The organism is Corticicoccus populi, assembly GCF_042686195.1.
In the GTDB taxonomy this organism is placed as follows: Bacteria; Bacillota; Bacilli; order Staphylococcales; family Salinicoccaceae; genus Corticicoccus; species Corticicoccus populi.
This window is the reverse complement of record NZ_JBHUOQ010000001.1, coordinates 33,619-60,120: the sequence shown is the minus strand read 5'-3', so window position 1 is coordinate 60,120 and position 26,502 is coordinate 33,619. Positions and strand designations below refer to the sequence as shown.

Genomic DNA, 26,502 nt, shown 5'->3' with positions numbered 1-26,502 from the left:
ATCTGATTGAAGCCGGATTGTAAATAATATAATGAAAAAAAGCTGCCCGTTACAGGCAGCTTACTTACTTCATTTTATTCATACATTATGAGTGATTCATCAAATCTCCGCCATAACGAACTTCTGTTACCCATCCATCTCTTACAACAAATTGAATGCGTTGATCTTCGATTTGATAATTGTAGTATGCGACTTCATCTGGATCTGATGGTGCGGCATTTTCAGTTTCACCGTATACATCAAATAACGCTTCTTTAGATACAGCACCTGAGTTGACCGGGAAGCTGACACCAATTGCTTTTCCATCTGCATATTTTAATATCTGCTGATCATAAGTCTCTACAACTGTATGGTTCTCCCCGTATTCATCCATTGCTTCCTTTGAACCATCAATTTCATATCCATTAATCGTAAAACTCTGATAAGCGACTGCGTTCACAAAATACGGGTCCAGTATAAATTCACCGTCATGATTATAGCCCGTATACCCCGAGTAACTGTACCACGGATTTTCAACGGCCGTTACATCCTGTCCAATCTCCACTTCTGACGCTTCAATCCTGTCTGCTCCATCGACTGCCAAAGTTGTACTTAAAATGACAACGCACGCAAAAACACCTGTAGACAAAATATGTCTCAGCTTGCGCATAATAACACCCTCCAGTTTGGATTTGCGTTAGTGGCTTGAGTGACATTTCACCATCAGTATAACACAATTAAATTTCAAAGTTAAATGTTAATAACGAAATTATATTACACCATTGAGGTCGGATTTATTTTTCTTTACACAGGTAATTGATTATAATTACGCTGATTTTCATTTCCTGCCGAGGGTCAGCGCACCGATAATCAACGGAACCTGCAGCGGCAGGCGCAGCCATAATACCCACAAGTTTGCCGGTTTATCCGGGCTGAATGAAATTCGTTTTACTGCCATATAAATATTTGCCGGAAATACTGCAATCATGAAAAACGCCAGCAGTTTCCCAGTAATATGCTGCCCTTTTTTCACCCACAGCATTACCGCAAAGAGTATTTCAAAAACACCCGTGACCAGAACAATACTTTTTCTGAAAGGCAGTGATTCAGGTACAATCTTTCGAAAACCTTTTTCATTTGTAAAATGCAGAACTCCTGCACCAAATAACAGGATAGAATACAATATCCGCAGTAATACTTTCATATTGACGACCTCCACTTTATCCGCCGCTAATTTGTATTTTTAACGACGCTTTAAATCACAAAATAATTGATTACTTTTCAACCGGCTCAACTTTCACCAATATCCTTCAGCATTACAGCTAAAATATCAGGATCGAAAATTTCAAGAACTGTTTTGCCTTCCTGTATCCTCGCTTGATCATTTTCGACCGATCCTATTCTGAGTAACGCAATTCCTGTATATCTGCCAAAGTCATTCCGCTTGGAAAGTTCCAGCCCTTTATAATAATACTCAAGTGCATGTGCCGACTTTCCTTCTGTTTCCTCAATATATCTTCCCGCATTCAAATAAAAACTGACCTCTGTCACTTTTAAATTATCGAATTCCCTCCAATAATCTAACTGCTTCTTTAAAATATCGATAATATTTAAGCCTTCTTTAAAAGGAAACAAATAAAAAATCTGTGCCAGATAATATACATCATGCGGAAAATATGTGTCATACTCTTGGAGCTTCTCCCAGACACAGCGTGCATATTTATGGGCATCATCCAGTTTATTTTCAGTAATGGCTTTCACACTCAGTAGTAGATAGTATGTTGTTGGATTCGTCTTAAACTTTGATATCAAACCTTCAAGCTTTGAAGCGTTACTGGATATAAATGTTGTTCTCATATCTTTAATTAAAACCGAATGGACATTGGGTATATATGTGTTGATGATATAGCCGAATTCCAAAAAAGAAATATCCAGCTTGTCCAGAATGAGTATTAAGTCACCCATTTTAGCATTGGATAGATTTTCTTCAATTTTGTTGTATAGATCTTTGGAAATAATCCCATCGTAAACATCAATTTTCTTCAAACTTCTGGATTCTCTGATTTCTTTGATTAAACTATCCATTATATCACACCACCCTATTAAAAAGTTGAAACTTCTAAAAATAATGCATCAGCCATTTTTATTAAAAACACCGACTATAATTCAATCAAAGATGATTAAAGAGGTGATTTTAATGGACTTACTGGAGATTACGAACTTCTTCCCATGGCTGACAGGATTCATAAGTATCTTTAATTTTATGTAATTGATTGAGGAGTGAGATTTTGAAAAAAGCATTAGTACTATTATCAGGAGGTCCGGACTCTGCAGCTCTGGTACATTGGGCGAATGAGAAAGGGTATGATGTCTCCACTTTAAACTTTAATCTAGGTGATTCTAAAAGTAAAGCCAGAGTGCATGCTGCTGAATCGATTTCTAAGAGAATCACTGATTCTGCATACTATGTAGATTTAAAAACAACCAAGAATATCAGTCCCAGTGTACTCGTCACACTCGCTGCCGATTATGCTTTAAAAATTAATGCCGACAAATTGTTCTACGGCATTCATAAAAATGACACTGTGAACAAGGAAGGTATTTCATACTTCAACAACACATTGTCTGAAACCATTTCTTTAAAAGCAGGGAAAAACTTTCATGTTGAAGCCCCATTCCTGTACTACAGTCAATCCGAAGTACTCAATTTAGGTGAGTATTTAGATACTGACTTTTCCGAAACATGGAGCTGTAAGAACCGGACAGACAGTCATTGCGGCTACTGCGATTCCTGTGTTGAACGGATTAAGCACTTCAGTGAAGCGGGTGTCACAGATGACACAAACTATCATCTGGAAAAGACCTTGTTTTTTTACAGATAAAACAACATTCAATGATTAATGATCAACGACTAAAGAGCGGGAAACCGCTCTTCTTATGTTTCAATTTTTTAATTATTAACCCTCAATACTATTAGTCTTACACAAATTTTGCCTAATAGTTGCAGCTATGTATAGCGAGGAAACTTCGTACCTTTTGCTTATGAACAAAGCCTAGGGTTAAGAATTTTGTCGGAATTGCAAAACTAACAAAAGTATCATATAAGCATTTAATATTTACATTAATAGTGCTTATTTTTCATCAATTTCATTATCCTTACAAAGCCTAATATAAGGGCCATAATGCCTACTAATATTAACAATAAATATAATGTTACTCCTAAATCTCTATAAAGTATTACGCCTATTACAATAGGCAAAATTCCTACAGCAATAATATAAAAAATATTACTGGCAATCTCCAAAATTCTTTTACCATTCTTTTCACTTCTATTTCCCATCAAAACCACCCTTTATTAATCAGAATGTTTATTTTAGTATAAACAAGGCGCCTACATATTAACAAATAATTCAAAAAAAGGGTTAAATTAATATCAAAGAAGACTAAAACTATTATAGCTACTACGCTTGTTACTTCTGTGTACTCATACTATATAAGTACCTTTATTTTAATAATATATATACACTGCAAATATCAAATCAAGTGTACCAATTGTATAATAACAAAAAATGATATGTAATTAATCCTATATGTCCGACTCAAAGATGCTGCTTATGTCATGGTGCCAAAATTGAGTATCTTTAAATCATATACGGATATAGAAAAATCCCTTAAAATCAAGGTTTAAACAAGATTTTAAGGGATTTAATCAGTTCACTTTACGGACAGCTAGGGATTTGAACCCTAGAAACGGGGTTGCCGTTTACACGCGTTCCAGGCGTGCGCCTTAAGCCGCTCGGCCAGCTGTCCACAATATTAAAATAAAAAGAGAAGTGCACATTGATGTATACACTTCAAAATGACCCGTACGGGATTCGAACCCGTGTTACCGCCGTGAAAGGGCGGTGTCTTAACCACTTGACCAACGGGCCATAAAAAAACTCCACAGGTAGGATTCGAACCTACGACCGATCGGTTAACAGCCGATAGCTCTACCACTGAGCTACTGTGGAATAATGGAGCGGGTGATCGGAATCGAACCGACGACATCAGCTTGGAAGGCTGAGGTTATACCATTTAACTACACCCGCAGGTAAAATTTTGCGAAAGGGCGGATGATGGGAATCGAACCCACGAATGCCGGAGCCACAATCCGGTGCGTTAACCACTTCGCCACAACCGCCATAAGTATGGTTCAGGACGGAATCGAACCGCCGACACAAGGATTTTCAGTCCTTTGCTCTACCGACTGAGCTACTGAACCTAAATATGTAATAAAAAAATAATGGCGGTCCCGACGGGAATCGAACCCGCGATCTCCTGCGTGACAGGCAGGCATGTTAACCGCTACACCACGGGACCTGGACATAAAAAAAAGAATTGCGGGAGGCGGATTTGAACCACCGACCTCCGGGTTATGAGCCCGACGAGCTACCAGACTGCTCTATCCCGCGACAATATTATTTGCGTTTCTTTAACGTCTGAATAATATATTATATGTTTTATGACTTTATTTCAAGTCTTTTCACCGATTAAATTACATAAATATTACACTTTTGATGATGTCTTTAAATAATCGGCCCATATTTCATATAATACTTAATCCTCTCACCTGTTCAATTTTTCTTTACACTTTTATAAAGACTAATGATAATTTCTCTTATAATGAGAACACATAGTGCCCCAAGTCCCACCCAAAGTGTTCTTCTTAAATCCGTGGTAAATATATATGAAATTAACGCGAAAATAAGTGCCAGTAAAATAATCGACATTATTTTTTTCCACATATTCAGGAGTCCCCTCTCTTTTAAATATAATTTACTCTTCCCTTCATCTAGTAATATAAACTATTTACATCGTTTTATTACATTGATTATAAAAGAGACAAAATGAATACTTTATCTTAACTTTCCACTCTCTCTTTATAAGAAGCCATTATTTAGTTTATAATATTCTAAGAGTCATAGACTCAGTCAGCTAAAAAGTCGTTTACACTACTGGAACGAGTGTGCACTCAAAGATTTAAACAAAATATGGATAATAATGAGGATTTACATTGAATAATAAAAACAAGAAAATTTTAAATCAGTTAAACAACAGACAATCCCGGAACAAACTCAAGAAACTCGGTCTGCCGGGCATCATTCTAATTATTATTATTGCCGCAGCTTCCTACTATTTTACAGAAGATTCACCTGCCGATGAGGACAGAACGGAGGTAACAGTCGATCATTATATTGACGGAGACACAACACGCTTCTACTACAACGGACAAAGCGAAAGTTTCAGGTATCTGATTATTGATACCCCTGAACTCAATACTTCAACTGGAGATCCAGAGCCCTTTGCTGTTGAAGCTGCTGACAGAACACAGGAACTGCTGGAAAATGCAGAAACGATTGAAGTTGAATTTGATGTCGGTCCAGAAACTGATCATCACGGGAGATATTTGGTTTATGTCTATGCAGATGGAGAAATGATTAACGAGCGTTTAGTAAGAGAAGGTCTGGCCAGTGTGAGATATTTAAATCCGCCTAATACTTCCCGACAGCAGCAGCTTGAAGACGCTGAGCGTCTCGCTAAAGAAGAAGGATTAGGTATTTGGTCCTTGGAATGACAAAAGAGAGTGCGAATAATTCGCACTCTCTTTTTACGTAGTCAATACTTTTTGTATGTACGATTAACCATAATCATGACTGGATTTTCCTAATCACTGCGAAGTACATAATCACTTCTATTACAAATAATCCTATCACAAGCCATCCTACCCACATAGGTAATGAAATAATCCCTGTAAATATTAAAACCGCAAGAACAGGAAATACAAGCATCGCTGATACTACCGCTATTAATGGCATACCTTCTTTTCTTTCGTTTGAATCAGGCATAATACACTCCCCCCTATATTCAATGAAGTCATTAAGCAAGTTGTCATCCTTGTAAATGTTTTACCCCGGACTAAAATAATAAAACTTAATTAATGAGAAAAGTCTATCTGCATAAAAAATGAGCGTACGGATGAACCCATACGCTCACTTGAAAATATTTAATTAGTTCTTTACTTCGACCCAGTCTTCAGCCCAATTCTCAATACCTCTCAAAACAGGCTCTAATGACCGGCCTTTATCAGTTAAAGAATATTCAATCACTACCGGTGTCTCCGGATAAACTTCTCTATGAACAATGCCTTCTGTTTCCATACTCTTTAGGCGTTCTGACAATACTTTACCACTCACACCAATTCCTGATTGAATTTCGCTGAAACGCTTTGGTCCTTCAAGCATTTGATAGATTACTAAAGCAATCCAACGCTGACTCAATACTTTGACTGCTTTTTCAAAACGTGGGCACATATTTTGTTGAGCCATTTACTTCACATCCTTTAATATAACAATTATATCACAGCAAAATATTCATTAGAAGATTTTAGTATTACCATTAGTAAATCAGTTACTAATGGTAAGTCATCACCTCTTTTTAAATACTTTAAAAAAAACTTTTATATATGTAGTTGACAATGATTCTCAATTATCATATAATCTTAATTGAAAATGATTATCAATTAATTAATAGGCCCCCTCTTATTATTAATATTTAAAAATCATTTTCAACTACTTGAATCTATATTCGCATATACTAAAGTAACGTCATTGACCCTGGCGTTACTTTTTTTATTCCCATAAAATTTGTTTAAAAAAATCATAAGCGGGTATTTTGATATTACAACAAATTATGGAGGTAATCTATTATGTCAAATAATGAAGAAAACAAAGTTGATCAGTTAAAAGGTAATGCCAAAGAAACTGTTGGTAATGCGATTGATGATAAAGAATTAGAAAATGAAGGTAAACAAGACAAAGCATCAGGAAAAGCAAAAGAATTCGTTGAAAATGCGAAGGATAAAGCAAATGATGCGATTGATAAAGTTTCAGACAAACTGAATAAAGATAAATAATATCGTCAAATGACGTTATGTTTATCCGTTAAAGGCACAACTTCTGTAGTAAACAGTCGTTGTGTCTTTATTTATGAATAATTATATATTCAAAACGATTTCAATTTAGCTATGGATGCTGCTGGTTCATGATATTTATGAAAGAAGGTGTTCAATAAATACTCTGCATTGATTTGCGATATTCATCAACCGCTGCACCATTTATGTGATACAAGACATGATTAACCAACAATCCTTTTTCTACTTTAGGATGATTGAAATGTTTTATGTAACTAAGTCCAATTCTCTTCATTACATTTTCAGATGGTGTGTTAATAACAGCTGTGAAGCTGTAGATATCCTTAAAACCTAAAGTGTTAAATCCATATTCAAGGCATGACAAAGCACCTTCAGTGGCATAACCCTTTCCCCAAAATTCTTTCCTCAGCCTCCAGCCTATTTCTACACACGGAGTGAAATCAGCTTGGAACGTAGAAAGATGAAAACCAATGTAACCAATGAATTCTCCACTTTCTTTTAATTCTACAGCGTAAAGTCCATATCCTCTGTCTACAAATTCTTCTTTAATTCGGTTCAAAAAATCCTTTGATTCATCCTGCGTTAATGTATCCGGAAAGTATTTCATCACTTCTTTGTCTGCATTCATATTAATGAACAGTTCCAGGTCAGTATCCTTCCAGTCCCTGAAAATCAGTCTGTCTGTTTTGAAATAGATCATGAAATTTCTCCTTCACATTATATTTCATTAATCGTATCATAAAATAATATATGAATTCAGTGTAAAATTTAAATAATTAATATCTACAATCTATTGAAATGATATGGTTCGGTTGATATAATAAATGATGTTCGATTGAAAAATAATAATATTCCACAGTAGCTCAGTGGTAGAGCTATCGGCTGTTAACCGATCGGTCGTAGGTTCGAATCCTACCTGTGGAGCCATGGAGATGTACTCAAGTGGCTGAAGAGGCGCCCCTGCTAAGGGTGTAGGTCGTTTACGCGGCGCGAGGGTTCAAATCCCTCCATCTCCGTATTAAAAGAACCCATTCAAAATGAATGGGTTCTTTTTTAAAACTCTATTTTCCTGTTTATTTCTTCTAGATAATTCATATGTAGCAAATCGATACTTTCTGCAATCATACTCCCCTTCTCCCTATTATAATTATTTAATTTAGAATAATGATATATCTTGGACATTTCTTTTTGATGTGCTTTTTCTTTTTGTAAACTAAATCGATAATGTAACTTTAATGCATTAAGATATTGGTTATTGAAAGAATTGAATGATATTGGAATATCTATCACTTCGTTATTTGAGAATGTAATACGTGTATTACCGTCAAAAGTCTTATATGATACTACATGTTTAATATTAAACCAATTATTATCAATTATTCTATCTGAATGAGTACAAAAGAAAATATGTTGGCCAAATAAATCAATTATAATTGGCAGTTTAGAATTAGTATTGGTTAATAGCTTCGTCAATTCTTTTCGTGCTGAATAACTTTGTGAATGATGCTTACAATTAGTTGCAATTATTTTGTTTGGAGAGCATATACAAATTTCTCCATCCCCATACAATTCACCTATCTTACTTTCAACTAATCCCATGTTATCCTTAGACATCAAATACATTGTTTCTTCATTGATTAAATAATGTTGTTTTTTCATTTAGCACCTCTTTCAATTTTATTAAATATATTATAACACATATTTAATAAAAGTTAACTTAATGTTAACTTTATTTAAATTTCTATAATTCACTTGATATTGATTCTCATTTGCATTGACCTGACTGAAAATTTGTATTATAATCGATTTCAAGAACTCATAGAGGAGGCGATCGCTTTGAGCAAGAAACAAGCGTATCCCGTCAATCAGTTAAAAATGTTTATCAATACTATTAACGATTTATCTGCTGAACTTCTTTTACAGGAGGCGCTGACAGATTTCAACAAGAAACTCTACAAAGACAAAATTGAAGAAGCCTTACTTGAAAGAGATGAAGAAAAATTCAATACTTACACCAGCCTGCTCAACGAAATCACTGAGAATGAACTGGTGAAGTATCACTAATATATTGGTACATAAAAAGCCTGAGATGAAAATTTCATCTCAGGCTTTTTCTTATACCGTTAAGTTTAAAAACTCTTCTCTTGTAATCCGTCCTAAATAGTGGCTGATGTCGACGTCTTTTAATGCCTCATCAATTTTCTCGTAATTGTGCTGTACACCGATGAGCTTCTCTTCAATGTCTTCCACTTCACCGACGCCGAAGAAGTCTCCGAATATTTTCGCATGCTCAATGACGCCTTTTTTCACATCGAGTCTTACATCGAGAAGTCCGGCAGTAAATTTATGTGAGGCGTTAAAGTTATACTTCGGATTTCTGCCGTAGTTCCATTCCCATGTCTGATACTTTTCTTCTGACAGCTTGTTGATTTTCTCCCAGTCTTCGTCGGTCAGTTTGTATTCTTCAATATTTTCTGCACCGTCAAAGATTTTCGCTAAGATTCTTTGTTTAAATGCTTCAATATCAATTGTTTCCGGCAGGAAGTCATTAATATTACCGACACGGGCACGGACAGATTTTACGCCTTTGGATTCTATTTTCTTAGGGTTCACTTTCAGTGCATTCTGCACTTCTGAAATATCACTTTCGAGCATTAAAGTACCGTGTGAGAACATACGGCCTCTCTGTGTGAACATCGCATTACCGGATACTTTTTTGCCGTCAATCTCTACGTCATTCCGCCCGGAAAGTTCAGCGTTCACGCCCATCTCCTGAAGGACATCTACAATCGGCTGTGTGAAGCGTTTGAAATTATGGAAGCTGTCACCGTCGTCTTCAGTGATGAAGCTGAAGTTCAGGTTTCCTTCGTCATGATAGACCGCGCCGCCGCCTGATACACGTCTCACGACTTTTATATGATTCTCTCTGATATATGATTCATTGATTTCTTCAATCGTGTTCTGATTCTTACCGATAATGATGGATGGCTGGTTCACGTAGAATAAGAAATATGAATCGTCTGTCGGAATCTCTCTTAACACATACTCCTCCATAGCCAGATTGACCATTGGATCTTTAATATTATTATTCGAAATAAATTTCACGTAATTCCCTCCATATATAAATATAAGCAACCTGATTCAATTATAAATCATCAGGTTGCTTATTGGTATTATTTGCTCAGTATTTTCTCTGCCGTATCTTTTGCGGTCTGTACACAGTCCGGAAGACCGACTGCGTAATGGGATGCCCCAATCAAGTAAACACCGGGATATTCTTTGTTCATATAGCTGTGAATGCTGTCGATAATTTCCTTATGCCCGACATGATAGTTCGGCATGGAGTGTTTCATCCGGGTCACAATAGTGAACTCGGCATCTCCGTGAATGGTCATTATTTTATCGAGATCTTTACGGGCAAGTCTCACAATTTCATCATCTGTTTTTTCATGGACAATAAAGTCCCCCGGGCGGCCGACATATGCACGCAGCAGTGTCTTCCCTTCCGGTGATGAATGTTTCCATTTTTTATTGGTCCATGTACATGCAGTGATGGCTGTGTCCATTGTTCTGGATACGACAAAACCTGTACCGTCGACATCATTTTCAACCTGGCTGTCATCAAATGCCATCACGACTGTTGCGACACTTGTTGCCGGCATATGGTTGAAATATTCGAGTGATTGATCATTAAACCACCGCTTGTACTGAAAATGCGGTGTAGTCACAATCACCTGATCATACTGGTGTTCTCTGCCGTTCACCGTCAGTGTATATCCGTCGGTATTTTTTTCAATCGCTGAGACATCACTGTTTAAATGAACACTGCCGCCGAGCTCTTCTCCCGCTTCTTTCAGACGGTTGATAAACGACTGCAGTCCGTTCTTAAACTGGAAAAACTGACCGATTTTCTTTTTATTTTCCTTCGACGGCTTTTCATTAATCATCCCTTTAATCAAGCTGCCGTACTTTTGTTCACGTTCTTTGAAGTACGGGAACGTTGACATCAGACTCAAACGGTCAATATCTGTACCATAAACGCCGGAAAGCAGTGGTTCTATCATTTTCTCGAGCACTTCATCTCCAAGACGCTCTCTGAAAAAACGGCCGACGGAGACATCTTTATATAAAGGTCTCGGCTTTTTCAACAGATCAAGACCCGCTGTCAGTTTCCCCTTCCAGGAAACAATGTCCGTTTTAATAAACGGTGCCACTTCTGTCGGTACACCGAGCATCGTTCCCGGAGGCACCGTATTTAAACGATTATTCGCGTAAATATAGGCCTGACCTGTTTCGTTACGCACCAGGTCGTCCGCCATACCGATTTCCTCTGCAAGTTCCGTCATAATTTTTTTACGGCTCAAATAAGATTCAGGTCCAAGCTCTATCGTATAACCGTCACGCTGGTGTGTATTGACTTTACCGCCTGCTCTGTCTGCAGCATCAAACACATCCACCGTGATATCATCATTATCTTTAACTAAATAATAAAGTGCGGATAAGCCTGTGATGCCTGCACCGATAATCGCTACTTTTGTCACATTATTCGCCTTCTTTATATTAGTTTAGTTTATTGATTTCATTAATCATTGCCTGGATGAAACGACCATCCGTATTCGGCATTTTCGGTCTATGGTAACCGGCACCAACTTCATCACAAACAACTTTACATTCATAGTCGTTATCATACAGTACTTCCAGGTGCTCACACACAAAACCGAGCGGAAGGTAAACGAAATGTTTGAAGTTGTGTTCGTCATGCAGTGCTTTCGTTAAGTCCTGTACATCCGGTCCAAGCCATGGATCCGGTGTATTACCTTCAGACTGCCAGCCGATAAATACATTTTTAAGATCCGCATTATCCTCAACCAGTTTCGCTGTTTCTTCAAGCTGATCCGGATACGGGTCATTGTGCTCTTTTATTTTCTCAGGAAGACTGTGTGCACTGACAATCACAGCAGTGTCGTCCTGTTCATTCTCAGGAATTTCTGAAAGGGATGCCTGCACTGCATCTGTCCAAAAGTCGATAAACGGCTGCTGCTCGTAATAAGATTCTACAGATTTCACTGTAATACCGTATTTTTCCGCTTCTTCTTTGGCACGCTTATTATAAGAGCCGACTGAAAAATTGGAGTAATGCGGCGCGAGTACGACTGATACTGCCTCAGTGATGCCGTCATCATGCATCTTGGCAACCGCATCTTCAATGAACGGATCAATATGCTTTAAGCCGATATATAACTGATATTCATCATCGCCCGCTTCATTTAATGCATCCAACAGTGCTGTTGCCTGTTTCTCTGTTGTATGTGCAAGTGGTGAAATACCACCGATTGCCTCATAACGCTCTTTTAAATCAGTCAATGCTTCTTCACTCGGCTTTCTGCCATGTCTGATGTGTGTGTAATACGGCTCAATGTCTTCTTCTTTATACGGCGTTCCGTATGCCATGACGAGTAATCCTTTTTTCGTAGTCATCTTAAAAATCACATTCCTTTACTGTAGTTGTGTACATATTCTGTTAACTGCTTCAAAGTCTCCGGATTCACTTCAGGGAATACCCCGTGTCCGAGATTAAATATATGTCCGGTTTTATTGCCCTGTTCGACAATGGACTTTGCTTCTTTTTCAATGATTTCACGGTCTGCCAGTAACAGCGCCGGATCAAGGTTCCCCTGCACTGCTTTTTTAACACCCATGTTTCTCGCTTCTTCAATAGACGTTCTCCAGTCGAGCCCGACAACATCAACATCCAGTGCATTCCATTCATGAATTAAATGCGACGCACCGATGCCGAAGATAATCACAGGCACACCTTTTGCACGGACTGCTTTAACGATTTTATTAATCGACGGCGATAAATAGTAGGCATAATCTTTTTGGTTCAACGCTCCGCCCCATGAATCAAAAATCTGTACAATTGAAGCACCGGAATCCACCTGCGCCTCTAGATATTTAATACTCATTGCGGTCAGTTTGTCCATCAGCTTAAACCATGTTTCGGGCTGATTATACATCAGACGCTTCGTTTTATGATAATTCTTAGAAGGTCCGCCTTCAATCATATAGCTCGCGACTGTAAACGGCGCCCCGCAAAAACCAATCAGCGGTACATTAAGTTTTTCTTTTGTCAGAATCTCAATCGTTTTATAAATGTAGCCGAGATCCTTGTATGGGTCGAGTTCCCCGAGTTTTTCTACATCTTTAATATCTTTAATCGGGTTGTGAATGACCGGTCCGACACCTGCCTTAATCTCCACATCAATACCGATCGGTGCAAGCGGCGAAATAATATCTTTATATAACACAGCTGCATCCACATTATAATTTTCAACAGGCGTCGCTGTTAAATAAGCCGTTAATTCCGGCTGCTTTGTAATCTCAATTAAGGAATATTTTTCTTTTACTTTATTGTACTCAGGCTGACTGCGGCCGACCTGTCTCATGAACCATACCGGTGTATAATCCGTTCGCTCTCCGCGTGCTGCCCTTAATAACGTATCATTGAACACTAGAATATCCTCCGTTCTCATTATATCCACTCATCATTTTAACATATTATTTAAATTAATTATTAATAACTCGATTAATGTCAAAAATTCGTTTTATTTTCAACTTGCTTTTGTTTGAGGCTGATATAATATTGGTATATAGAAAGAAGACATTTTAAAGAGGTGAACATAATGTACTTACACATTACAACAGGAACAGTATCTTATCTTCATGACGTTTTTGAGAAACATCATGGTCTATCCATGAATGCTATCGGCCAGGATGCTGTTTTGTATTATGAAGATGATACAACAGATACACTTTTCAATTCAAAACGCACGTACAATGTTTTATGCGGCGGCGGTAATTTAAACGACCAGTATCCAACCGTCATATCAACGATTCCTGTCGCACACAGCAGTCATGATTCAACCATCGGCCACTTAAAGGATTTTCACTATTCACTTGAAAAACAAAGCGGTCTGATCTCACATCGTATCGGTGAGCTCGTTGACGGTGATTCATTTGTCGTTATTACAACATGGGCATCAAAAACTGCCTACAAAGATTTTAAAGATACAGATTCCTACCAGAAGTATTTAAAAACCGATGTGCTTCATAAATACAGAAACGCAGAGTCTTTATTCCAGGATTATATTTCATCTAAATTATATCTACCATTAAAAGATAATGTGCACATCGATGAGGAAGAACAGGCAGAATTTTAATTGAATCCACCACCCGGGCCGTTAATTCAGTCCGGGTTTAGATTTAAATGGAGAGTGATAAAGTGAATGACAAATTCACATATCTGCTTAATATTGTGATTGGTATTTTCTTCTTTATCTTTTATATTACAATTGTTAACGCCATACTGAATCATGATGCTCTGAGTTTCCCTTATATCATACTAACGATCTACTTTTTCATTTCAATTTTCACATTAACCCCGGTTAGTACAGAGTTTGGAGGGAAAACTAAAGATTGGAACGCTATTATTGCCAATTATTCAATGATTGTTGCCTATTTAATATCTCCAATATGGGCAGCGGTAAAGTATTTCAAAGAATGTAACTGATGCATACACTTAAGGTAATTCAGCATGCCCAATAATTTTTTAAAAAGATGCACGGGAAATTAAAAGAGCACTTTTACTGAAGTATATACTTCAGTAAAAGTGCAAAATATCTTCAATATTCTTAAACTAATAACAACATTTAAACAAGAGTTTAAGTGTTCAATAGCAATCAAACAGATAAATTACTCCAATTACTTAAGATTTTATGCAAGTAGCATATTACCTGCCACTATAGATATTATAGCGACAACAATAACTACTAGAATTATAGCCAATAAAATATTTTTAGTTTTTCGCTTCATAAAATCCCCTTTATTATAAGAAATAAAAAATCATAGTTGCAACTAAAAATTTCTTTATGTTAAATACATTTACATAAAAAAGGTTATATAAACATGAATTAAAATATTTTTTATTTTTTATAAATTTAAATTATTTTAGGCGCCAAAAAAATCACTGCAAAAGTCTATTGTTACTAATCCTGCTGTCTAATATGACTGAAGAGACTGACTTTAATCGCTCAATAATCTTTCTTTTTTATACACAGACTGGCTGAGTACACGGTTAATGATATAACCGAACACCGGGAATATCACTGCGATATAAAAATGTCCGGGATGTGTCACGATAAAAAGTGCACTTAAAATCAATGTGATGACAAAGACCAATTTATGTGAATATGTCACGTAGCTTTTCTGTATAAAACTCCGGTTGACCGGCCAGACTTTCGGCCACAGGAGATAGGCTTGCGCTGTATATATCTGAGACATCTGCAGCACGATTAAATACGTACAGAAGAGTACAATAATAATACTGAAGTAAAGCGTGTTCATCCATATCATCGCTGCACCGAAAATCAGGATTAAACGCAGTGTAATCATCGGCAGATCGTGATTTCTTAAGAATGATCTGTAGAATAAATACTCATACATATGTGCCTTATCATATTTATTCTCCTTCGGATGCCAAAGCAGCCGGTCGAGATAGCGGCGTCTTTTAAACTGCTTATCGATATGTTTGACATTGGTAAACATCGACACATTTCTGTAGTACCTCGTCACCTGCTCCGCTTCAAACTGAATCACATCCGGCCAGTTGATAATTTCATACATTCTTTTGTCTACGTATTTCTTCATTAAAAATAAAGCCAGGAGACCCGCAAAAATCATATACGGTGTGACTGTAATCAGCATCAGTGCAGCAAAGTTCAGTACAAAAAGTACTGTATTTAATAAAGAAAGACTTAACGGTGAATTTAAAGCATCCCGTCTGATATTAAATACTGCGATATATGCCGCTGTCGTATAGACTAAGAGCGACATCAGTATCAATAAATCATTGCCTGCACTGTAAAGTATTGATGCGACCACAAACACGATAATTATTTTCGGTATTCCGATAATCAGTGAATAAGAACTGACTCTGTTAAAGTATGCCTTCATGTGTGTTTCATACGGCGGCAGAAATACTTCATCCGCCCGCTTCAACAGTGAGCGGTATTTTGTAAACACCGCGAGACTGATTAGTATAGAGGGAATCACATTCAGCCATACATTGGGCGCAGCAGTACTCACAAAATCAAGCAGTGTATATAAAAACACCCCGCCGGCAATGACGATAAAAATCAGAAAGTGACTGTTGAATATAAATTTACTGTAATAACTTCTGATGCCGACATCTTTATCGATACGGTCTCTGTATAAGTGCTGTGACATCAGAACTGTCCTCCCGTAATATTCAAATACACTTCATCCAGGGTCGCATCTTCGAGGCCTGTATGTTTTCGTAAATCTTCCAGAGTACCTGCAGCCGCTACTCTGCCGTCATCAATAATGATGTATTTATCACAGTAGCGTTCCGCTGTTGCGAGAATATGTGTACTCATTAATATCGAACGGTCTTCTGAGCGCTCATGAATCATCAGACGGATAAGCGACTCAATACCAAGCGGATCAAGACCTAAAAACGGTTCATCAATAATGTAGAGATCCGGCTCCACTAAAAATGCGCAGATCAGCATCACTTTCTGCTTCATCCCTTTTGAGAAATGGGATGGGAACATAGACAGTTTTGTATCGAGACGGAATTCTTTTAAAAGCGGTGCTGCACGGCGGCCTGCAGTCTCTTTATCAATACCGTATGCCATCGCGGTCATATCAATATGTTCCTGTAATGTTAACTCCTCATAGAGTATCGGTGTCTCAGGGATGTATGCGAGATGTCTTCTGTAGCGTTCAACATCATCATCAATCGTTTCACCGGCAACTTCGACAGTGCCGCTGTGTGCACGTAAGAGCCCCAGTATGTGTTTAATTGTCGTACTTTTACCGGCACCGTTCAGACCGATTAAGCCGACTATTTCACCTTTTTTTATATCAAAACTGATATCATGAATGACAGGTGTTTTAGAATAACCGCCTGTCAATGAATCTATATGCAGTACCATATGCCCGACTTCCTTTTATTTCGATTAAATTATTTGTATACTTGTTCTAAAGAACAATATATCACAATCATAAGACGGAGGTACAACGAATGAGCAAAACTATTTTTGAGAAAATTACAGACAGAGAAATTCCGGCAAACATTGTATATGAAACAGATGACGTGATTGCATTTATGGATGCATTCCCGGTATGTAAAGGGCACGCACTTGTCGTCCCGAAACGCCCGATTGAAAACATTTATGAACTGGATGATGAAACAGGTGCCAAAGTGATCTCTGCGGTAACGAAGGTCTCGAAGGCAGTCAGGGATGCATTCCAGCCGAAAGGATTGAATGTTGTTCAGAATAACGGCTCTTATGCATCACAGTCCGTCTTCCATCTTCACTTCCATATTATCCCGCGTTATGATAATTCATTTGACGGTTTTGGATATAAATGGGAAGATGATCCCACAGAACGTACAGATGAAGAAAAAACGGCGTTAAGAGATGCCGTCATTGAAGCTTTAAAAGATACTGCAGAATAATCTGCACCTATTAAAATGAGAAGGAAGTGACACAATATGAAACTTAAAAATGTAACTGCAGGTTTTCTCGTCGGTGTCACCGGCGGTGTACTTATCGCAGTACTGAATGCACCTAAATCCGGAAAAGACTTAACACAGTCATTGAAATCCGGATCAGGAAGTATTAAATCACAGATCAGCCAGATTAAAACAGAAGCAGATGAAGTGAAGTCTTCATTCCTAAAAACAAAGCATGAATCACAGGAAGTCTTCAGTAATCTCGGCGATGAAATTAAAACAATGATTTCAAACTTCCAGTCAGATATGAAACCGAATATCGAAAATATTCAGGAGCATGTAGACAATCTTCAAAACCGTGGTGAAGAACTCACTAAGAAATAAATTCACGCTTCGTGATAAAATGTATTAATTTTTAAAATATTGTGACGGTATGCATGTTTAATTTGTATACCGTCACTTTTTTATGATATATTTGCTCTTGTATATCGTAGTTAAATTAAAGGAGAACTGACTCATGAAAAAGAAATTAGCACCCCTACTCGTTTCACTTGGTATCATTGGTCTCGCAGGTTGTTCCAATGACGGAGAAGAAGCGGAAAATACAACATCAGAAGGTGACGTAGATTTTGGAGAGGTCCTTGCATCAAGTGATGCCGGTGATGTCACAGCAGATGATATTCTGAATCAAATGGGCACCCAGCAGGTCGCTACTCAAACTTTCCAGCTCACTTTAGATAAGGTGTTAATGGATAAATACAGTGAAGAACTCAATCAGGAAGATCTTCAGGCGGAAATCGACCAGGAAATTGAGGAAATGGGCGGCGAAGAACAAGTTGCTATGATGCTTCAGCAGCAGCAGAGCAATGTTGATGTTGAAAGCTATAAACAACAGCGTTTAATCGCTCAGTATCATGACCGTTACTTCATCGATGAGTTTGATATTACAGACGAAGAAGCAAAAGAATCTGTACGGGAAGGCTCTCATATTTTAGTCAGCGTCACTGAAGACGGCGAAGAGGCACCTGAAGGTGAAGAAGCACTGACTGATGAGGAAGCAAGAGAGAAAGCAGAAGATTTAATCCAGCAGCTTGAAGACGGTGCGGATTTCGCGGAACTTGCGACAGCAGAGTCCGATGATCCGGGAAGTGCTGCAAATAACGGCAGCCTCGGCTATGTACAGAGAGGACAGATGGTTGAACCATTTGAAAATGCACTGTTTGAACTTGAACCCGGTGAAATGACAACAGAACCGGTAAAAAGTGACTTCGGCTACCATATTATCTTAAGAGGCGAAGAAGAAAATATTGATGATGAGCTATCATCTGTCAAACGCCAGATTGTGAACCAAAGAGTTCAGGAAAGTCCCGATGAAGTACTGACAATGTATCAGTCACTCCTTGATGAATACAATGTTGAATTCGAAAATGAAGACATCAGAACATTCATCGAAGACACTTATTTGCAGGATGAAGCTGCTGTTGACACAGAAGAAAATCCTGAAGACGAGCTCGGAGAAGAATAAAATATTCAATTGATAAAGAAAGCAGAAACTCTTATAAAAATGAGTTTCTGCTTTTTTGCGCCCTCTATAAGATTGGATAACTCCTGAGCCCTCTCTGACCTATTTAAAACTGAATGCACCGTCCCCGCTATACTCCTGCATTCTGGGAAAATTTATAAACAAAAAAGCATGTATGACCGGATAATTCCCAATCATACATGCTTCTTATCAATTTAATGTTTCCGGACGGTAGAAGAACCGGCCTTCGAGCGGGAAGATACGGTCTGTAAATGTACCCGGCTCTACGTTGTCGATGTGTTTGTCCATCATCATCATGCGTGCGTCAATGTTGTCTATAAAGTTCAAAATTTCTGCTTCTTTTAACATCGGTGCTTTCGGCGAGCCGTACTCAAGCTTGCCGTGATGTGCGAGTATTAAATGTTTAAGGAGCAGCACTTCTTCACCTTCAATATTCAGCTCATCTGCCATCTTCGTAATTTCCTCACAGGCAATGACGATGTGACCGACCAGGTTACCCTCTGTCGTGTATGTTGTACCGACAGGACCGGACAATTCTTTCACTTTACCAATATCATGCAGAATAATCCCGCTGTACAGCAGGCTTCTGTTGAGTGACGGATAAATATCACACAGTGCTTCTGCAGTTCTCAGCATATAGTGGACATGATATGCAAGGCCCGAAACAAAATCATGATGGTTGGTCATCGCAGCCGGAAATGTCAGAAACTCTTTTTTATACTTTCCTATGAGCTGTCTGACAATTCTTTGCAGACTGCCGCTCTCGATTTTCAAAGTATAATCCATAATACTGTCAAACAATGTATCCTCATCAAGCGGTGCCTTTTCGACAAAATCTTTCGGGCTTAAGCCGTCACTTTCATTTGCAAGACGATACATCGCAATTTTCATCTGCTTCTTGTTGCGGTAATCAATGACGTCTCCTTTGACTTTGATTAAAGCTTCCGGAACAAGCACTGCCATATCCTCTTTGGAAACTGTCCAGAGTTTTGATTCAATCTCGCCGGAACGGTCCTGAAGGTAAAGTGTCATATAAGGTTTACCTTGTGTCGTGACGCCCTGCTGGGCACGTTTAATCAGGTAGAATGTTTCTACACTGTCCCCTGCTTTTAAGTTAGCGATGCTGGTCAATATCCCTCACTCCTACCTTACTTTTTCTTTTAATTTCACTGTCTGGGATGAAGCAATAGACGAATCAAGATTACATGTAAAGTACATGACCTGATCACTTACTTCATTCCTTAAGTAATCCAGTATAATTTTCTTACGTTCTTTATCAAAATGAACAAATGCATCATCAATGATAATCGGCAGCTGGTAATAGCTTTTCAGTGCCTTGATCAGACTCAGTCTCAGACTGATATACAGCATTTCTTTTGTCGACTGGGATAATTCAAGCGGATGGAATACCTGTCCGTTGCTGTGTCTGACTGTGATGCCGTTATCGTCGTATACTACATTAATATAGCGGCCTTTAGTCACATATTCAAATATGCTTCTGGCCTCTTCAATCACTATTGGCAGACGTTCATCTTTAATCGCTTTAATATGTGTCTCAATCAATAATTTAATATAGTAGAGAGACATATATTCCTTGGACAATTCTTCAATGATATTTTTCTTCATTTCGAATAAATGATTCAGCTCTGAAAGTTTCCCGTCACCCTCTAAATGGGTAATTTCCTGATTGAGTTCTGCCAGTATCTGCTGCTCATCCTGGATTTTTCCGTTGAATGAATCAATCTGGCCGTTGATGTGCTCTTCTTCATCCTTCAAATCAGCCAGCATGAAATTAGACAGTTCATTTCTCGCAGCATAATCAAAATGTTCTTCTTCAAGTTTATCATTGAGTGTTTTGAAGCGGCGTGTGTTGTCCTGGTACTCTTCGTACTTTCTCGCATAATAATAAAATGCTTCTTCATCTTCTGCTTCGACGTAATCAAACAGACCGCGGACTTCTTGTTCCGCTTCATTGAGACGCTCCTGAAGTTTGGACAGTTCGCTCTCAATCAGTTTAATCTGATCATCCAGACGATGGTAATTCGCCTTATTTGTCTTCATTTCTTCAAGCAGTTGACCGACATCGAAAAATATCGTTGCCTCATAAAATTCGATTCCAAGATCTTTAACGTCAGCTTTCACTTCCTGTTTAAATTCCTGAAGTGCCTTTAACAGATTACCCTTCTCAACCATGTGGCGGTTAATCTGATTGCGCTTATGTTTAATCTCACGAATGGTATGAATCGCATCAATAATGTTTTTATTTTCAATCTCAGTATTGATTTTAAGTGCGCGTTTCGCATTTAAAAGACTCGTATTCAGCTGATCTCTATGTGTCTCTTTCACTGAGAGTGTCTGTTTTAATTCTTCAATTTTCACTTTAAATGAAATACGCTTTGCGTTCAATGTCCGAAGGTCCATTTTTAAATCGCGTGCCTCATTCAAATCAAAGTCGACATCTGTGCGCTCTTTCATATAATCGATTTCCGTCTGAAGGTCTTTCACTTCACGTTCGTAGTCCATTTTGAGAGAGTCATCATGATCTCTGTTCATAAAGAACAGGAATATCAGACCGATTGCCCCGACTAAAAGAAAGACTCCGCCCATTAACAGGGAATCTGTGAAGAAGTAATACACACTGATTAACAGTGTGATGACACTGATACCGATGATTAGAGCAGACTGCCCGCGTTTTACACGGTCACGTTCACGCTTTTCACGTTCGTACTCTTTTTCAATCAGCTTAAACATTTTTTCTTTTTCTTTCAGTTCAACTTCACGCTGAACCACTTCCTGTTTGGCTTTGACACGGGAATCACTGATCTGTGCATTCTCAAGTTCAATGATTTCCTGATCCAGTTGATTAATATCAGACTTTAAATGGTCAATCTCCCGTATTAAGTACTGCTCTTCAAGAGATACTTCATCAAATTTTGCGAGAAGTGTCTGCACAGATTCCTTAACAATATTGGAGTCATCTACTTCCTCATGCTCTTTCTGCCAGCCGATATCCTGTCTGAGCTGAATGTTTTCATCTTCCAGGTTCTGCATATTGAGATCGAGTCGTGAAACTTCGAGATTCTTCTGTTTAATATCCGGCTCTCTTTTTTGAAGGACACTGAGGTAATTCATGTCTTTTGGATCCGGCAGTTCAACCGCATTAATCTCGTGTTTTAAAGTCTTTAATTTCTCTGAACGGAGGTCAAGGTCGCGGTGAATCTGTTTAATATTATTTTGAAGTCTCTCATATCGTTCAATCCCTTTTTCAGGGAAGACAACAGGTGCGATATTTAATTTTCCTTCAAGCACTTTCCAGTCTTTAATATCTTTATGATACATAATTTCTTTCATCTTCTGTTTACGGATCGTTTCGAGCTGGAACAATGCATTTTTCTTGGCAGATACACTTTCTTCTGTTTTCAACTTTTCAGTGGTTAAATACTTGTAACGTTCTTCAGTCTCTTCAAGCTTGTTGATTCTGCCGTTTAATTCACGAAGTTCCTCGAGCTCCTGGTTCACCTCGGGATTAATCCCGTTCTTCTTATAGATGAGCTTTAATTCCTGGTCAATTGCAGACATCATCTCATCATATTCATGAGAACCGAGTGCCCCTGCCCGTAAAAGATACTCCTGTAGCTTATCTTCTGTCATATTTTTATGAATATCCTGCAGGCCGAGTACATCAAAAGAAAAAATTGAACGGTAGGTCTTCTTGTCGATGTAATTGAGCTTTTTAATGAGCCAGTCTTCACCGCGTGTCGTACCGTCAGGCAGATAGACTTTCACATCACCCTGAACTTTCCCTTTAACCCGTTCAATTTCAATATGTCCGTCCTCATCAGGAAAAGTCACAACCAGCTTTCCACCATAGAGATTGTGCATTCTCGGTTCTCTTCTCGGTTCCTGCTCTTTACGTGTCGGGAAACCGAACAGTATCGAATGGATGAAGGACATCGTTGTTGATTTACCCGCTTCATTCTCACCGAAAATCTGCACCAACTGATGATTCGTATTGATTACAGTTTCTTTAATCTTTCCGTAGCCGTATATATTCAGTGATACTATCTTCATATCATCACTACTTCCTCATCAACATTTTCAGGCGTTCTTCGCCTTCTTTTAAAAATTCTTCTTTGTCGAGCGTCTGTATATCAGGCAGGAAACGATTCAGTTTTGGATCCATGTACATGGAATTCAAAGACTCCTTAAAAATATCTTCATTGCCTGAATAACTTGCTTTAATATCATTTAAGAGCGCAATCTGGTCTTCATTTAAATACTTTAAAGTCAGACGGTCAATCCAGACAAACTGTTTCAGACCGTTCTCATCTTCTTTTAAGAGCTCAATGACTTCATTAAAGTCAGACTCTGTCATTTCATCTTCACCCTCATAATATAATTCAAGCTGAATAATGAGGCGTCCCTGCTCACGGAGACGGTTTTTAAATTCGGCAACAGCCTGATACAAATCCTGCTTGTTAATCTCTTTAACATCGAGCGTATAGGCTGCGAAAATAATGTCCTGTGACGGGATGAACTTCGTATTTAAATACACATCATCACCTTCGACCAGAAGAAACCCTTTTTCACCGTATTCATTTTTATGACGTCCCTGAATATTTCCGGGATAATGAATCGGCGGAAGATCTGACAACTGTTCTCTGACATGAATATGTCCGAGCGCCCAGTAATGATACAGTTTCGAATTCAATGTTTCCAGATTAAATTCGGTGTAGCGTTCCTGTTTATGACTGCTCTTCGAATATGTACCGTGAAGAATACCGATATGAATCCCCTGGTTCATCGTGTTCACCGGGTAGTCATCGAGTTTATTTTCATATGAATCATCCATGAAATAACTGAAACCGTGCAGGTAAACATTCTCCCCTTTGGAACTGACCGTCTGGTAGGTTTCGACCTGCTCTTTAAACACGCTGACATTATCCGGCCAGGATGTTTTAATCCCCTCAGTCAGCGGATCATGATTCCCGTGAATGATATAGGCAAAAATCCCGTTGTCTTTCAGCCGTTCAAATGCCCGCTTTAAAAATATTTCGGACTTCAGCGTACGGTTTGCACGGTCGAATACATCGCCTGCGATGATAATAAAATCCACCTGTTCATCAATCGCAGTATCAATCATTTTAGTGACACTTTTATACGTGCTCTCAGTCAGTGCCTCGAATATATTATGCGGCATCTTGTTTCTCGATCTAAACGGACTGTCGAGATGAAGGTCCGCACAATGAATAAATTTAACCATTCATGTCACATCCTCTTATCACAAATCAATCTATATCCATTATATCAAAATTAAAAACAAAAGAGGCCCTGTAACAGACCTCCGTAACAAATTAATTTATATTAGCTGTTTTCACCGTATAATTCTTCAATCGGCTTCATGATAACACGGTTTAAATCCTGAATCAGCTGGCTCATTTTCTGTTCTGCTTCCATTAATGAACGGATATTTTCGTCTTTTTCAATTTCTGCAGCAGTTTGTTGAGCTTTCATCACATCTTCTTCGCCGATTTCTTCACCCTGCATTTGTTTTTGTTGAAGTTCTAATTGAACTGTACGGAACTCATCAAACAATGCTTTTGATTCTTCATTGCCGTTGACCTTTCCATATAAGTCTTTCATAGTGTTGAATTCTTCAGAACTGCGCAGTGCACTTTCAAGTGCATTCGCCTGATCATATACATTTACTGTCATTAGTCAAACTCCTTTATTATTTGGCTACAACTACTTTAACACATTTCACCCAATTATAAAAATACGACAATCAAGCCCTGTACAAAGCCGACAACCGCACCTAATATAAAGCCGAGTAAAGTAATCATCTGAAACTCTTTTTTTGCAACATCCATTACCAGTTCCTCGAGCTTCTCTATCTCAAAGCTGTCAATCTGTTCCTTAATCAGCTCAGCGAGTTGCAGCTTATCCATTATCCTTACCATATTTACTGATAAATAATCCGTCATGTTATCAAGAAGCTTATACTTACCGCGTTCTTTAAATGACTCAAACAGCGCAGGATTGAATTCTGCGACCGGCTTTTCAAGCAGGCGTTCAATGTTAATCCATTTCCCGACGGTCTGAACGATATTTGATTCGAGCTCTGATTTGTCTTTTTCACTCATGAAGTCAGAAACTCTGCTCGTCTTGATCTTTTCATATTCAGAGGAGATAAATTCATTCATAATACCCGTCATTTTCGGGTGTTCACTTAACTTAATCACTTCCCGCTGAATACTTTCAACAATCGATTCTTTTGTCAGGAACAGTTTCAAAGTTTTAGCAAGTCTCCCTCTGTGTTCTATAAACTCATCCACCATTACATATAAATCGTTATAGCCCTTTTCAGAGGTGATGTAACTCTTTATCTTTTTTTCTATCTGCGGCTGAATGTTGGAAACTTTCCCGTCAATCACCTGCAGTGCATCTTCCGGCACCAGGTCTGAAATGACTTCATGATACAGCCGGTCGCCTTCTGAATGTATTTTGTCTGTCAGCGTTTCATTAAAGCCGGTAATGATTTTATCCGTCAGTCCCTCACTCAGACGCTCAAGAAAATATGAGATGCTGAGTTTTTCATTTTCAATGGTTTGAATCTGCCGGTCAATGAAAGAAATGATAAAACGCTCACTCTCGGGCTTTCGGATTTTACTGATAAACACTTCCGGTGTCAGTAAGTGCCCGGTAATAATCTGACCGAGCTTGACGGAAACTTCTTTACGCCTTGCAGGGACTACACCCGGGGTGAACGGCAGTTTAATCCCGAAAAGATATTTAGCATGGTAGGGTTTAAACAGCATTTTAATCGCAAGGATGTTGGTGAACCCCGCAATTAAAGAACCTGTCACCACCATAAAAATCACTAATGTTACTGAATTCATATCGTCACCTACTTAAATTATCTTTCATATCCTACACCATTATACCCGTTTTAACAAACGATCCCACAAAAAAAGACGCCGGCGGCGTCTTGAAATTTATTTTATACAGGTTGTAATTCTGTCTGCTTATTAAAATAAGTACGGATTTCTCTTTCGATATATGAAGCATGTACCGGAAGGTTTTCATCATTGATGACACGGTACACTTTATTCACTTTATTGAACTGGAGTTTAAATCCATTTTTAGAATCGATATCTTCCCAGTATACCTTCTCACTTTCATAGTTCGGGTATACACAATGGCCTCTTGAAATGACCTGCGCAAGTTCCAGCGGATCTCCGGAAAAAGTATTTGTCAGTACTTCACTGTTTCTGAATAATGCACATAATGAAATACATGTTGTCCAGTTAGGTAAGATTCTTTCCTTTTCAATTTGTACGAGCGTTTTTTTGGATAACCCGATTGTGTGACTCATTGAGTCCTGAGTGTATCCTGCCTCCGTACGAACCATTTTAAATTTGGCTTGTAATATTTCTGTAAAAGCCTGTTTATCCATTCAAAAATACA

29 protein-coding genes and 10 tRNA genes are annotated in these 26,502 nt (G+C 38.3%); 11 read left to right on the top strand and 28 right to left on the bottom strand.

Annotated elements, in window-relative coordinates; genetic code table 11:
* Nucleotides 1-85: 85 nt before the first annotated feature.
* From isaB to ACFSX4_RS00450, 3 genes are all read right to left on the bottom strand, one after another.
* Nucleotides 86-649 carry an immunodominant staphylococcal antigen IsaB family protein gene (gene isaB / locus ACFSX4_RS00460; protein ID WP_377770446.1) on the bottom strand — a complete coding sequence of 188 codons (564 nt, stop codon included), beginning with the start codon at nucleotides 647-649 and terminating at the stop codon, nucleotides 86-88.
* Nucleotides 650-817: 168 nt separating this feature from the next.
* Nucleotides 818-1,183, bottom strand: coding sequence for a DoxX family protein (locus ACFSX4_RS00455; RefSeq protein WP_377770444.1), 366 nt, complete (start codon nucleotides 1,181-1,183; stop codon nucleotides 818-820).
* 86 nt (nucleotides 1,184-1,269) lie between these two features.
* Nucleotides 1,270-2,064: a helix-turn-helix domain-containing protein gene (locus tag ACFSX4_RS00450; RefSeq protein ID WP_377770442.1), complete on the bottom strand. Its 795-nt coding sequence runs from the start codon at nucleotides 2,062-2,064 to the stop codon at nucleotides 1,270-1,272.
* Nucleotides 2,065-2,267: 203 nt separating this feature from the next.
* On the opposite strand from ACFSX4_RS00450, the gene ACFSX4_RS00445 reads away from it, so the two are divergent.
* Nucleotides 2,268-2,861: a 7-cyano-7-deazaguanine synthase gene (locus ACFSX4_RS00445; protein ID WP_377770440.1), complete on the top strand. Its 594-nt coding sequence runs from the start codon at nucleotides 2,268-2,270 to the stop codon at nucleotides 2,859-2,861.
* A gap of 239 nt (nucleotides 2,862-3,100) precedes the next feature.
* Here ACFSX4_RS00445 and ACFSX4_RS00440 read toward each other — a convergent pair whose 3' ends face one another.
* The 9 genes from ACFSX4_RS00440 to ACFSX4_RS00400 all read right to left on the bottom strand — a co-directional run bounded on the left by ACFSX4_RS00440 (nucleotide 3,101) and on the right by ACFSX4_RS00400 (nucleotide 4,433).
* The gene (locus tag ACFSX4_RS00440) at nucleotides 3,101-3,319 is read right to left on the bottom strand and encodes a DUF308 domain-containing protein (protein ID WP_377770438.1); all 219 of its coding nucleotides are present in this window, start codon (nucleotides 3,317-3,319) and stop codon (nucleotides 3,101-3,103) included.
* A 382-nt stretch (nucleotides 3,320-3,701) separates the two neighbouring features.
* Nucleotides 3,702-3,789: transfer RNA gene (locus tag ACFSX4_RS00435), tRNA-Ser, on the bottom strand.
* Between the two features lie 50 nt (nucleotides 3,790-3,839).
* Nucleotides 3,840-3,911: transfer RNA gene (locus tag ACFSX4_RS00430), tRNA-Glu, on the bottom strand.
* Nucleotides 3,912-3,920: 9 nt separating this feature from the next.
* A tRNA-Asn gene (locus tag ACFSX4_RS00425) sits at nucleotides 3,921-3,992 on the bottom strand.
* Nucleotides 3,993-3,996: 4 nt separating this feature from the next.
* Nucleotides 3,997-4,070, bottom strand: a tRNA-Gly gene (locus ACFSX4_RS00420).
* A 19-nt stretch (nucleotides 4,071-4,089) separates the two neighbouring features.
* Nucleotides 4,090-4,162: transfer RNA gene (locus ACFSX4_RS00415), tRNA-His, on the bottom strand.
* 8 nt (nucleotides 4,163-4,170) lie between these two features.
* Nucleotides 4,171-4,243 (bottom strand) — tRNA-Phe (locus tag ACFSX4_RS00410).
* Between the two features lie 22 nt (nucleotides 4,244-4,265).
* Nucleotides 4,266-4,341, bottom strand: a tRNA-Asp gene (locus ACFSX4_RS00405).
* Nucleotides 4,342-4,359: 18 nt separating this feature from the next.
* A tRNA-Met gene (locus ACFSX4_RS00400) sits at nucleotides 4,360-4,433 on the bottom strand.
* A gap of 602 nt (nucleotides 4,434-5,035) precedes the next feature.
* Here ACFSX4_RS00400 and ACFSX4_RS00395 point away from each other — a divergent pair.
* Nucleotides 5,036-5,596 (top strand): thermonuclease family protein, encoded by a 561-nt coding sequence (locus ACFSX4_RS00395; protein ID WP_377770436.1) that lies wholly within the window; start codon nucleotides 5,036-5,038, stop codon nucleotides 5,594-5,596.
* Nucleotides 5,597-5,669: 73 nt separating this feature from the next.
* On the opposite strand, the gene ACFSX4_RS00390 is transcribed toward ACFSX4_RS00395, so the two are convergent.
* Both ACFSX4_RS00390 and ACFSX4_RS00385 read right to left on the bottom strand, forming a co-directional pair.
* On the bottom strand, nucleotides 5,670-5,867 hold the full coding sequence (locus tag ACFSX4_RS00390; protein ID WP_377770434.1) for a hypothetical protein: 198 nt from the start codon (nucleotides 5,865-5,867) through the stop codon (nucleotides 5,670-5,672).
* Nucleotides 5,868-6,029: 162 nt separating this feature from the next.
* On the bottom strand, nucleotides 6,030-6,347 hold the full coding sequence (locus ACFSX4_RS00385) for a winged helix-turn-helix transcriptional regulator (protein ID WP_377770432.1): 318 nt from the start codon (nucleotides 6,345-6,347) through the stop codon (nucleotides 6,030-6,032).
* Nucleotides 6,348-6,727: 380 nt separating this feature from the next.
* Here ACFSX4_RS00385 and ACFSX4_RS00380 point away from each other — a divergent pair, with 380 nt between their 5' ends.
* Nucleotides 6,728-6,934: a CsbD family protein gene (locus ACFSX4_RS00380; RefSeq protein WP_377770430.1), complete on the top strand. Its 207-nt coding sequence runs from the start codon at nucleotides 6,728-6,730 to the stop codon at nucleotides 6,932-6,934.
* A 151-nt stretch (nucleotides 6,935-7,085) separates the two neighbouring features.
* On the opposite strand, the gene ACFSX4_RS00375 is transcribed toward ACFSX4_RS00380, so the two are convergent.
* Complete coding sequence (locus ACFSX4_RS00375) at nucleotides 7,086-7,652, bottom strand: GNAT family N-acetyltransferase (protein WP_377770428.1); 567 nt, start codon at nucleotides 7,650-7,652, stop codon at nucleotides 7,086-7,088.
* A 152-nt stretch (nucleotides 7,653-7,804) separates the two neighbouring features.
* Here ACFSX4_RS00375 and ACFSX4_RS00370 point away from each other — a divergent pair.
* Both ACFSX4_RS00370 and ACFSX4_RS00365 read left to right on the top strand, forming a co-directional pair.
* Nucleotides 7,805-7,879: transfer RNA gene (locus tag ACFSX4_RS00370), tRNA-Asn, on the top strand.
* Nucleotide 7,880: 1 nt separating this feature from the next.
* Nucleotides 7,881-7,968: transfer RNA gene (locus tag ACFSX4_RS00365), tRNA-Ser, on the top strand.
* A gap of 37 nt (nucleotides 7,969-8,005) precedes the next feature.
* Here the strand turns inward: ACFSX4_RS00365 and ACFSX4_RS00360 are convergent.
* Complete coding sequence (locus tag ACFSX4_RS00360) at nucleotides 8,006-8,611, bottom strand: competence protein ComK (protein ID WP_377770426.1); 606 nt, start codon at nucleotides 8,609-8,611, stop codon at nucleotides 8,006-8,008.
* Nucleotides 8,612-8,788: 177 nt separating this feature from the next.
* Here ACFSX4_RS00360 and ACFSX4_RS00355 point away from each other — a divergent pair, with 177 nt between their 5' ends.
* On the top strand, nucleotides 8,789-9,016 hold the full coding sequence (locus ACFSX4_RS00355) for a hypothetical protein (RefSeq protein ID WP_377770424.1): 228 nt from the start codon (nucleotides 8,789-8,791) through the stop codon (nucleotides 9,014-9,016).
* 51 nt (nucleotides 9,017-9,067) lie between these two features.
* On the opposite strand, the gene ACFSX4_RS00350 is transcribed toward ACFSX4_RS00355, so the two are convergent.
* The 4 genes from ACFSX4_RS00350 to hemE all read right to left on the bottom strand — a co-directional run bounded on the left by ACFSX4_RS00350 (nucleotide 9,068) and on the right by hemE (nucleotide 13,485).
* Complete coding sequence (locus ACFSX4_RS00350) at nucleotides 9,068-10,057, bottom strand: lipoate--protein ligase (RefSeq protein WP_377770423.1); 990 nt, start codon at nucleotides 10,055-10,057, stop codon at nucleotides 9,068-9,070.
* Between the two features lie 68 nt (nucleotides 10,058-10,125).
* On the bottom strand, nucleotides 10,126-11,493 hold the full coding sequence (hemY, locus tag ACFSX4_RS00345) for a protoporphyrinogen oxidase (protein WP_377770421.1): 1,368 nt from the start codon (nucleotides 11,491-11,493) through the stop codon (nucleotides 10,126-10,128).
* A gap of 19 nt (nucleotides 11,494-11,512) precedes the next feature.
* On the bottom strand, nucleotides 11,513-12,430 hold the full coding sequence (hemH, locus tag ACFSX4_RS00340; RefSeq protein WP_377770419.1) for a ferrochelatase: 918 nt from the start codon (nucleotides 12,428-12,430) through the stop codon (nucleotides 11,513-11,515).
* Between the two features lie 8 nt (nucleotides 12,431-12,438).
* Entirely contained in the window at nucleotides 12,439-13,485 is a 1,047-nt protein-coding gene (gene hemE / locus ACFSX4_RS00335; protein ID WP_377770417.1) for a uroporphyrinogen decarboxylase, read from the bottom strand.
* A 150-nt stretch (nucleotides 13,486-13,635) separates the two neighbouring features.
* On the opposite strand from hemE, the gene ACFSX4_RS00330 reads away from it, so the two are divergent.
* Nucleotides 13,636-14,172, top strand: a complete 537-nt coding sequence (locus ACFSX4_RS00330; RefSeq protein ID WP_377770415.1) for an antibiotic biosynthesis monooxygenase — start codon at nucleotides 13,636-13,638, stop codon at nucleotides 14,170-14,172.
* A 62-nt stretch (nucleotides 14,173-14,234) separates the two neighbouring features.
* Nucleotides 14,235-14,522 carry a hypothetical protein gene (locus ACFSX4_RS00325; RefSeq protein ID WP_377770413.1) on the top strand — a complete coding sequence of 96 codons (288 nt, stop codon included), beginning with the start codon at nucleotides 14,235-14,237 and terminating at the stop codon, nucleotides 14,520-14,522.
* A gap of 512 nt (nucleotides 14,523-15,034) precedes the next feature.
* Here ACFSX4_RS00325 and ACFSX4_RS00320 read toward each other — a convergent pair.
* Nucleotides 15,035-16,237 carry an ABC transporter permease gene (locus ACFSX4_RS00320; RefSeq protein ID WP_377770411.1) on the bottom strand — a complete coding sequence of 401 codons (1,203 nt, stop codon included), beginning with the start codon at nucleotides 16,235-16,237 and terminating at the stop codon, nucleotides 15,035-15,037.
* On the bottom strand, nucleotides 16,237-16,968 hold the full coding sequence (locus tag ACFSX4_RS00315) for an ABC transporter ATP-binding protein (protein WP_377770409.1): 732 nt from the start codon (nucleotides 16,966-16,968) through the stop codon (nucleotides 16,237-16,239). Before ACFSX4_RS00315 ends, ACFSX4_RS00320 begins: the two co-directional genes overlap by 1 nt.
* Before the next feature lie 89 nt (nucleotides 16,969-17,057).
* Between ACFSX4_RS00315 and ACFSX4_RS00310 the strand changes: the two genes are divergently transcribed.
* From ACFSX4_RS00310 to ACFSX4_RS00300, 3 genes are all read left to right on the top strand, one after another.
* Nucleotides 17,058-17,495: an HIT family protein gene (locus ACFSX4_RS00310; RefSeq protein WP_377770407.1), complete on the top strand. Its 438-nt coding sequence runs from the start codon at nucleotides 17,058-17,060 to the stop codon at nucleotides 17,493-17,495.
* Nucleotides 17,496-17,531: 36 nt separating this feature from the next.
* Entirely contained in the window at nucleotides 17,532-17,876 is a 345-nt protein-coding gene (locus ACFSX4_RS00305; RefSeq protein ID WP_377770405.1) for a YtxH domain-containing protein, read from the top strand.
* A 133-nt stretch (nucleotides 17,877-18,009) separates the two neighbouring features.
* The gene (locus ACFSX4_RS00300) at nucleotides 18,010-19,017 is read left to right on the top strand and encodes a peptidylprolyl isomerase (protein ID WP_377770403.1); all 1,008 of its coding nucleotides are present in this window, start codon (nucleotides 18,010-18,012) and stop codon (nucleotides 19,015-19,017) included.
* A gap of 207 nt (nucleotides 19,018-19,224) precedes the next feature.
* On the opposite strand, the gene yhaM is transcribed toward ACFSX4_RS00300, so the two are convergent.
* From yhaM to xdrA, 6 genes are all read right to left on the bottom strand, one after another.
* Complete coding sequence (gene yhaM / locus ACFSX4_RS00295; protein WP_377770401.1) at nucleotides 19,225-20,166, bottom strand: 3'-5' exoribonuclease YhaM; 942 nt, start codon at nucleotides 20,164-20,166, stop codon at nucleotides 19,225-19,227.
* Nucleotides 20,167-20,178: 12 nt separating this feature from the next.
* Nucleotides 20,179-23,106, bottom strand: a complete 2,928-nt coding sequence (locus ACFSX4_RS00290; protein ID WP_377770399.1) for an ATP-binding protein — start codon at nucleotides 23,104-23,106, stop codon at nucleotides 20,179-20,181.
* Nucleotides 23,107-23,113: 7 nt separating this feature from the next.
* Nucleotides 23,114-24,298: a metallophosphoesterase family protein gene (locus tag ACFSX4_RS00285; RefSeq protein WP_377770397.1), complete on the bottom strand. Its 1,185-nt coding sequence runs from the start codon at nucleotides 24,296-24,298 to the stop codon at nucleotides 23,114-23,116.
* Between the two features lie 101 nt (nucleotides 24,299-24,399).
* Nucleotides 24,400-24,750, bottom strand: coding sequence for a YlbF family regulator (locus tag ACFSX4_RS00280; protein WP_377770395.1), 351 nt, complete (start codon nucleotides 24,748-24,750; stop codon nucleotides 24,400-24,402).
* A 53-nt stretch (nucleotides 24,751-24,803) separates the two neighbouring features.
* The gene (locus ACFSX4_RS00275; protein WP_377770393.1) at nucleotides 24,804-25,934 is read right to left on the bottom strand and encodes a DUF445 domain-containing protein; all 1,131 of its coding nucleotides are present in this window, start codon (nucleotides 25,932-25,934) and stop codon (nucleotides 24,804-24,806) included.
* A gap of 101 nt (nucleotides 25,935-26,035) precedes the next feature.
* Nucleotides 26,036-26,491 carry an XRE family transcriptional regulator XdrA gene (xdrA, locus tag ACFSX4_RS00270; protein WP_377770391.1) on the bottom strand — a complete coding sequence of 152 codons (456 nt, stop codon included), beginning with the start codon at nucleotides 26,489-26,491 and terminating at the stop codon, nucleotides 26,036-26,038.
* Between the last annotated feature and the right edge of the window lie 11 nt (nucleotides 26,492-26,502).

Excerpts from the sequence above, each read along its gene's own strand:
- ACFSX4_RS00385 (WP_377770432.1), bottom strand. The coding sequence starts at position 6,347 with ATGGCTCAACAAAATATGTGCCCACGTTTTGAAAAAGCAGTCAAAGTA.
- ACFSX4_RS00280 (WP_377770395.1), bottom strand. The coding sequence starts at position 24,750 with ATGACAGTAAATGTATATGATCAGGCGAATGCACTTGAAAGTGCACTG.
- ACFSX4_RS00455 (WP_377770444.1), bottom strand. The coding sequence starts at position 1,183 with ATGAAAGTATTACTGCGGATATTGTATTCTATCCTGTTATTTGGTGCA.
- xdrA (WP_377770391.1), bottom strand. The coding sequence starts at position 26,491 with ATGGATAAACAGGCTTTTACAGAAATATTACAAGCCAAATTTAAAATG.
- ACFSX4_RS00360 (WP_377770426.1), bottom strand. The coding sequence starts at position 8,611 with ATGAAAAAACAACATTATTTAATCAATGAAGAAACAATGTATTTGATG.
- ACFSX4_RS00450 (WP_377770442.1), bottom strand. The coding sequence starts at position 2,064 with ATGGATAGTTTAATCAAAGAAATCAGAGAATCCAGAAGTTTGAAGAAA.
- hemE (WP_377770417.1), bottom strand. The coding sequence starts at position 13,485 with ATGAGAACGGAGGATATTCTAGTGTTCAATGATACGTTATTAAGGGCA.
- ACFSX4_RS00285 (WP_377770397.1), bottom strand. The coding sequence starts at position 24,298 with ATGGTTAAATTTATTCATTGTGCGGACCTTCATCTCGACAGTCCGTTT.
- ACFSX4_RS00320 (WP_377770411.1), bottom strand. The coding sequence starts at position 16,237 with ATGTCACAGCACTTATACAGAGACCGTATCGATAAAGATGTCGGCATC.
- ACFSX4_RS00380 (WP_377770430.1), top strand. The coding sequence starts at position 6,728 with ATGTCAAATAATGAAGAAAACAAAGTTGATCAGTTAAAAGGTAATGCC.
- ACFSX4_RS00310 (WP_377770407.1), top strand. The coding sequence starts at position 17,058 with ATGAGCAAAACTATTTTTGAGAAAATTACAGACAGAGAAATTCCGGCA.
- hemH (WP_377770419.1), bottom strand. The coding sequence starts at position 12,430 with ATGACTACGAAAAAAGGATTACTCGTCATGGCATACGGAACGCCGTAT.
- ACFSX4_RS00440 (WP_377770438.1), bottom strand. The coding sequence starts at position 3,319 with ATGGGAAATAGAAGTGAAAAGAATGGTAAAAGAATTTTGGAGATTGCC.
- ACFSX4_RS00275 (WP_377770393.1), bottom strand. The coding sequence starts at position 25,934 with ATGAATTCAGTAACATTAGTGATTTTTATGGTGGTGACAGGTTCTTTA.
- isaB (WP_377770446.1), bottom strand. The coding sequence starts at position 649 with ATGCGCAAGCTGAGACATATTTTGTCTACAGGTGTTTTTGCGTGCGTT.
- ACFSX4_RS00300 (WP_377770403.1), top strand. The coding sequence starts at position 18,010 with ATGAAAAAGAAATTAGCACCCCTACTCGTTTCACTTGGTATCATTGGT.
- ACFSX4_RS00290 (WP_377770399.1), bottom strand. The coding sequence starts at position 23,106 with ATGAAGATAGTATCACTGAATATATACGGCTACGGAAAGATTAAAGAA.
- ACFSX4_RS00305 (WP_377770405.1), top strand. The coding sequence starts at position 17,532 with ATGAAACTTAAAAATGTAACTGCAGGTTTTCTCGTCGGTGTCACCGGC.
- ACFSX4_RS00315 (WP_377770409.1), bottom strand. The coding sequence starts at position 16,968 with ATGGTACTGCATATAGATTCATTGACAGGCGGTTATTCTAAAACACCT.
- ACFSX4_RS00390 (WP_377770434.1), bottom strand. The coding sequence starts at position 5,867 with ATGCCTGATTCAAACGAAAGAAAAGAAGGTATGCCATTAATAGCGGTA.
- ACFSX4_RS00375 (WP_377770428.1), bottom strand. The coding sequence starts at position 7,652 with ATGATCTATTTCAAAACAGACAGACTGATTTTCAGGGACTGGAAGGAT.
- ACFSX4_RS00330 (WP_377770415.1), top strand. The coding sequence starts at position 13,636 with ATGTACTTACACATTACAACAGGAACAGTATCTTATCTTCATGACGTT.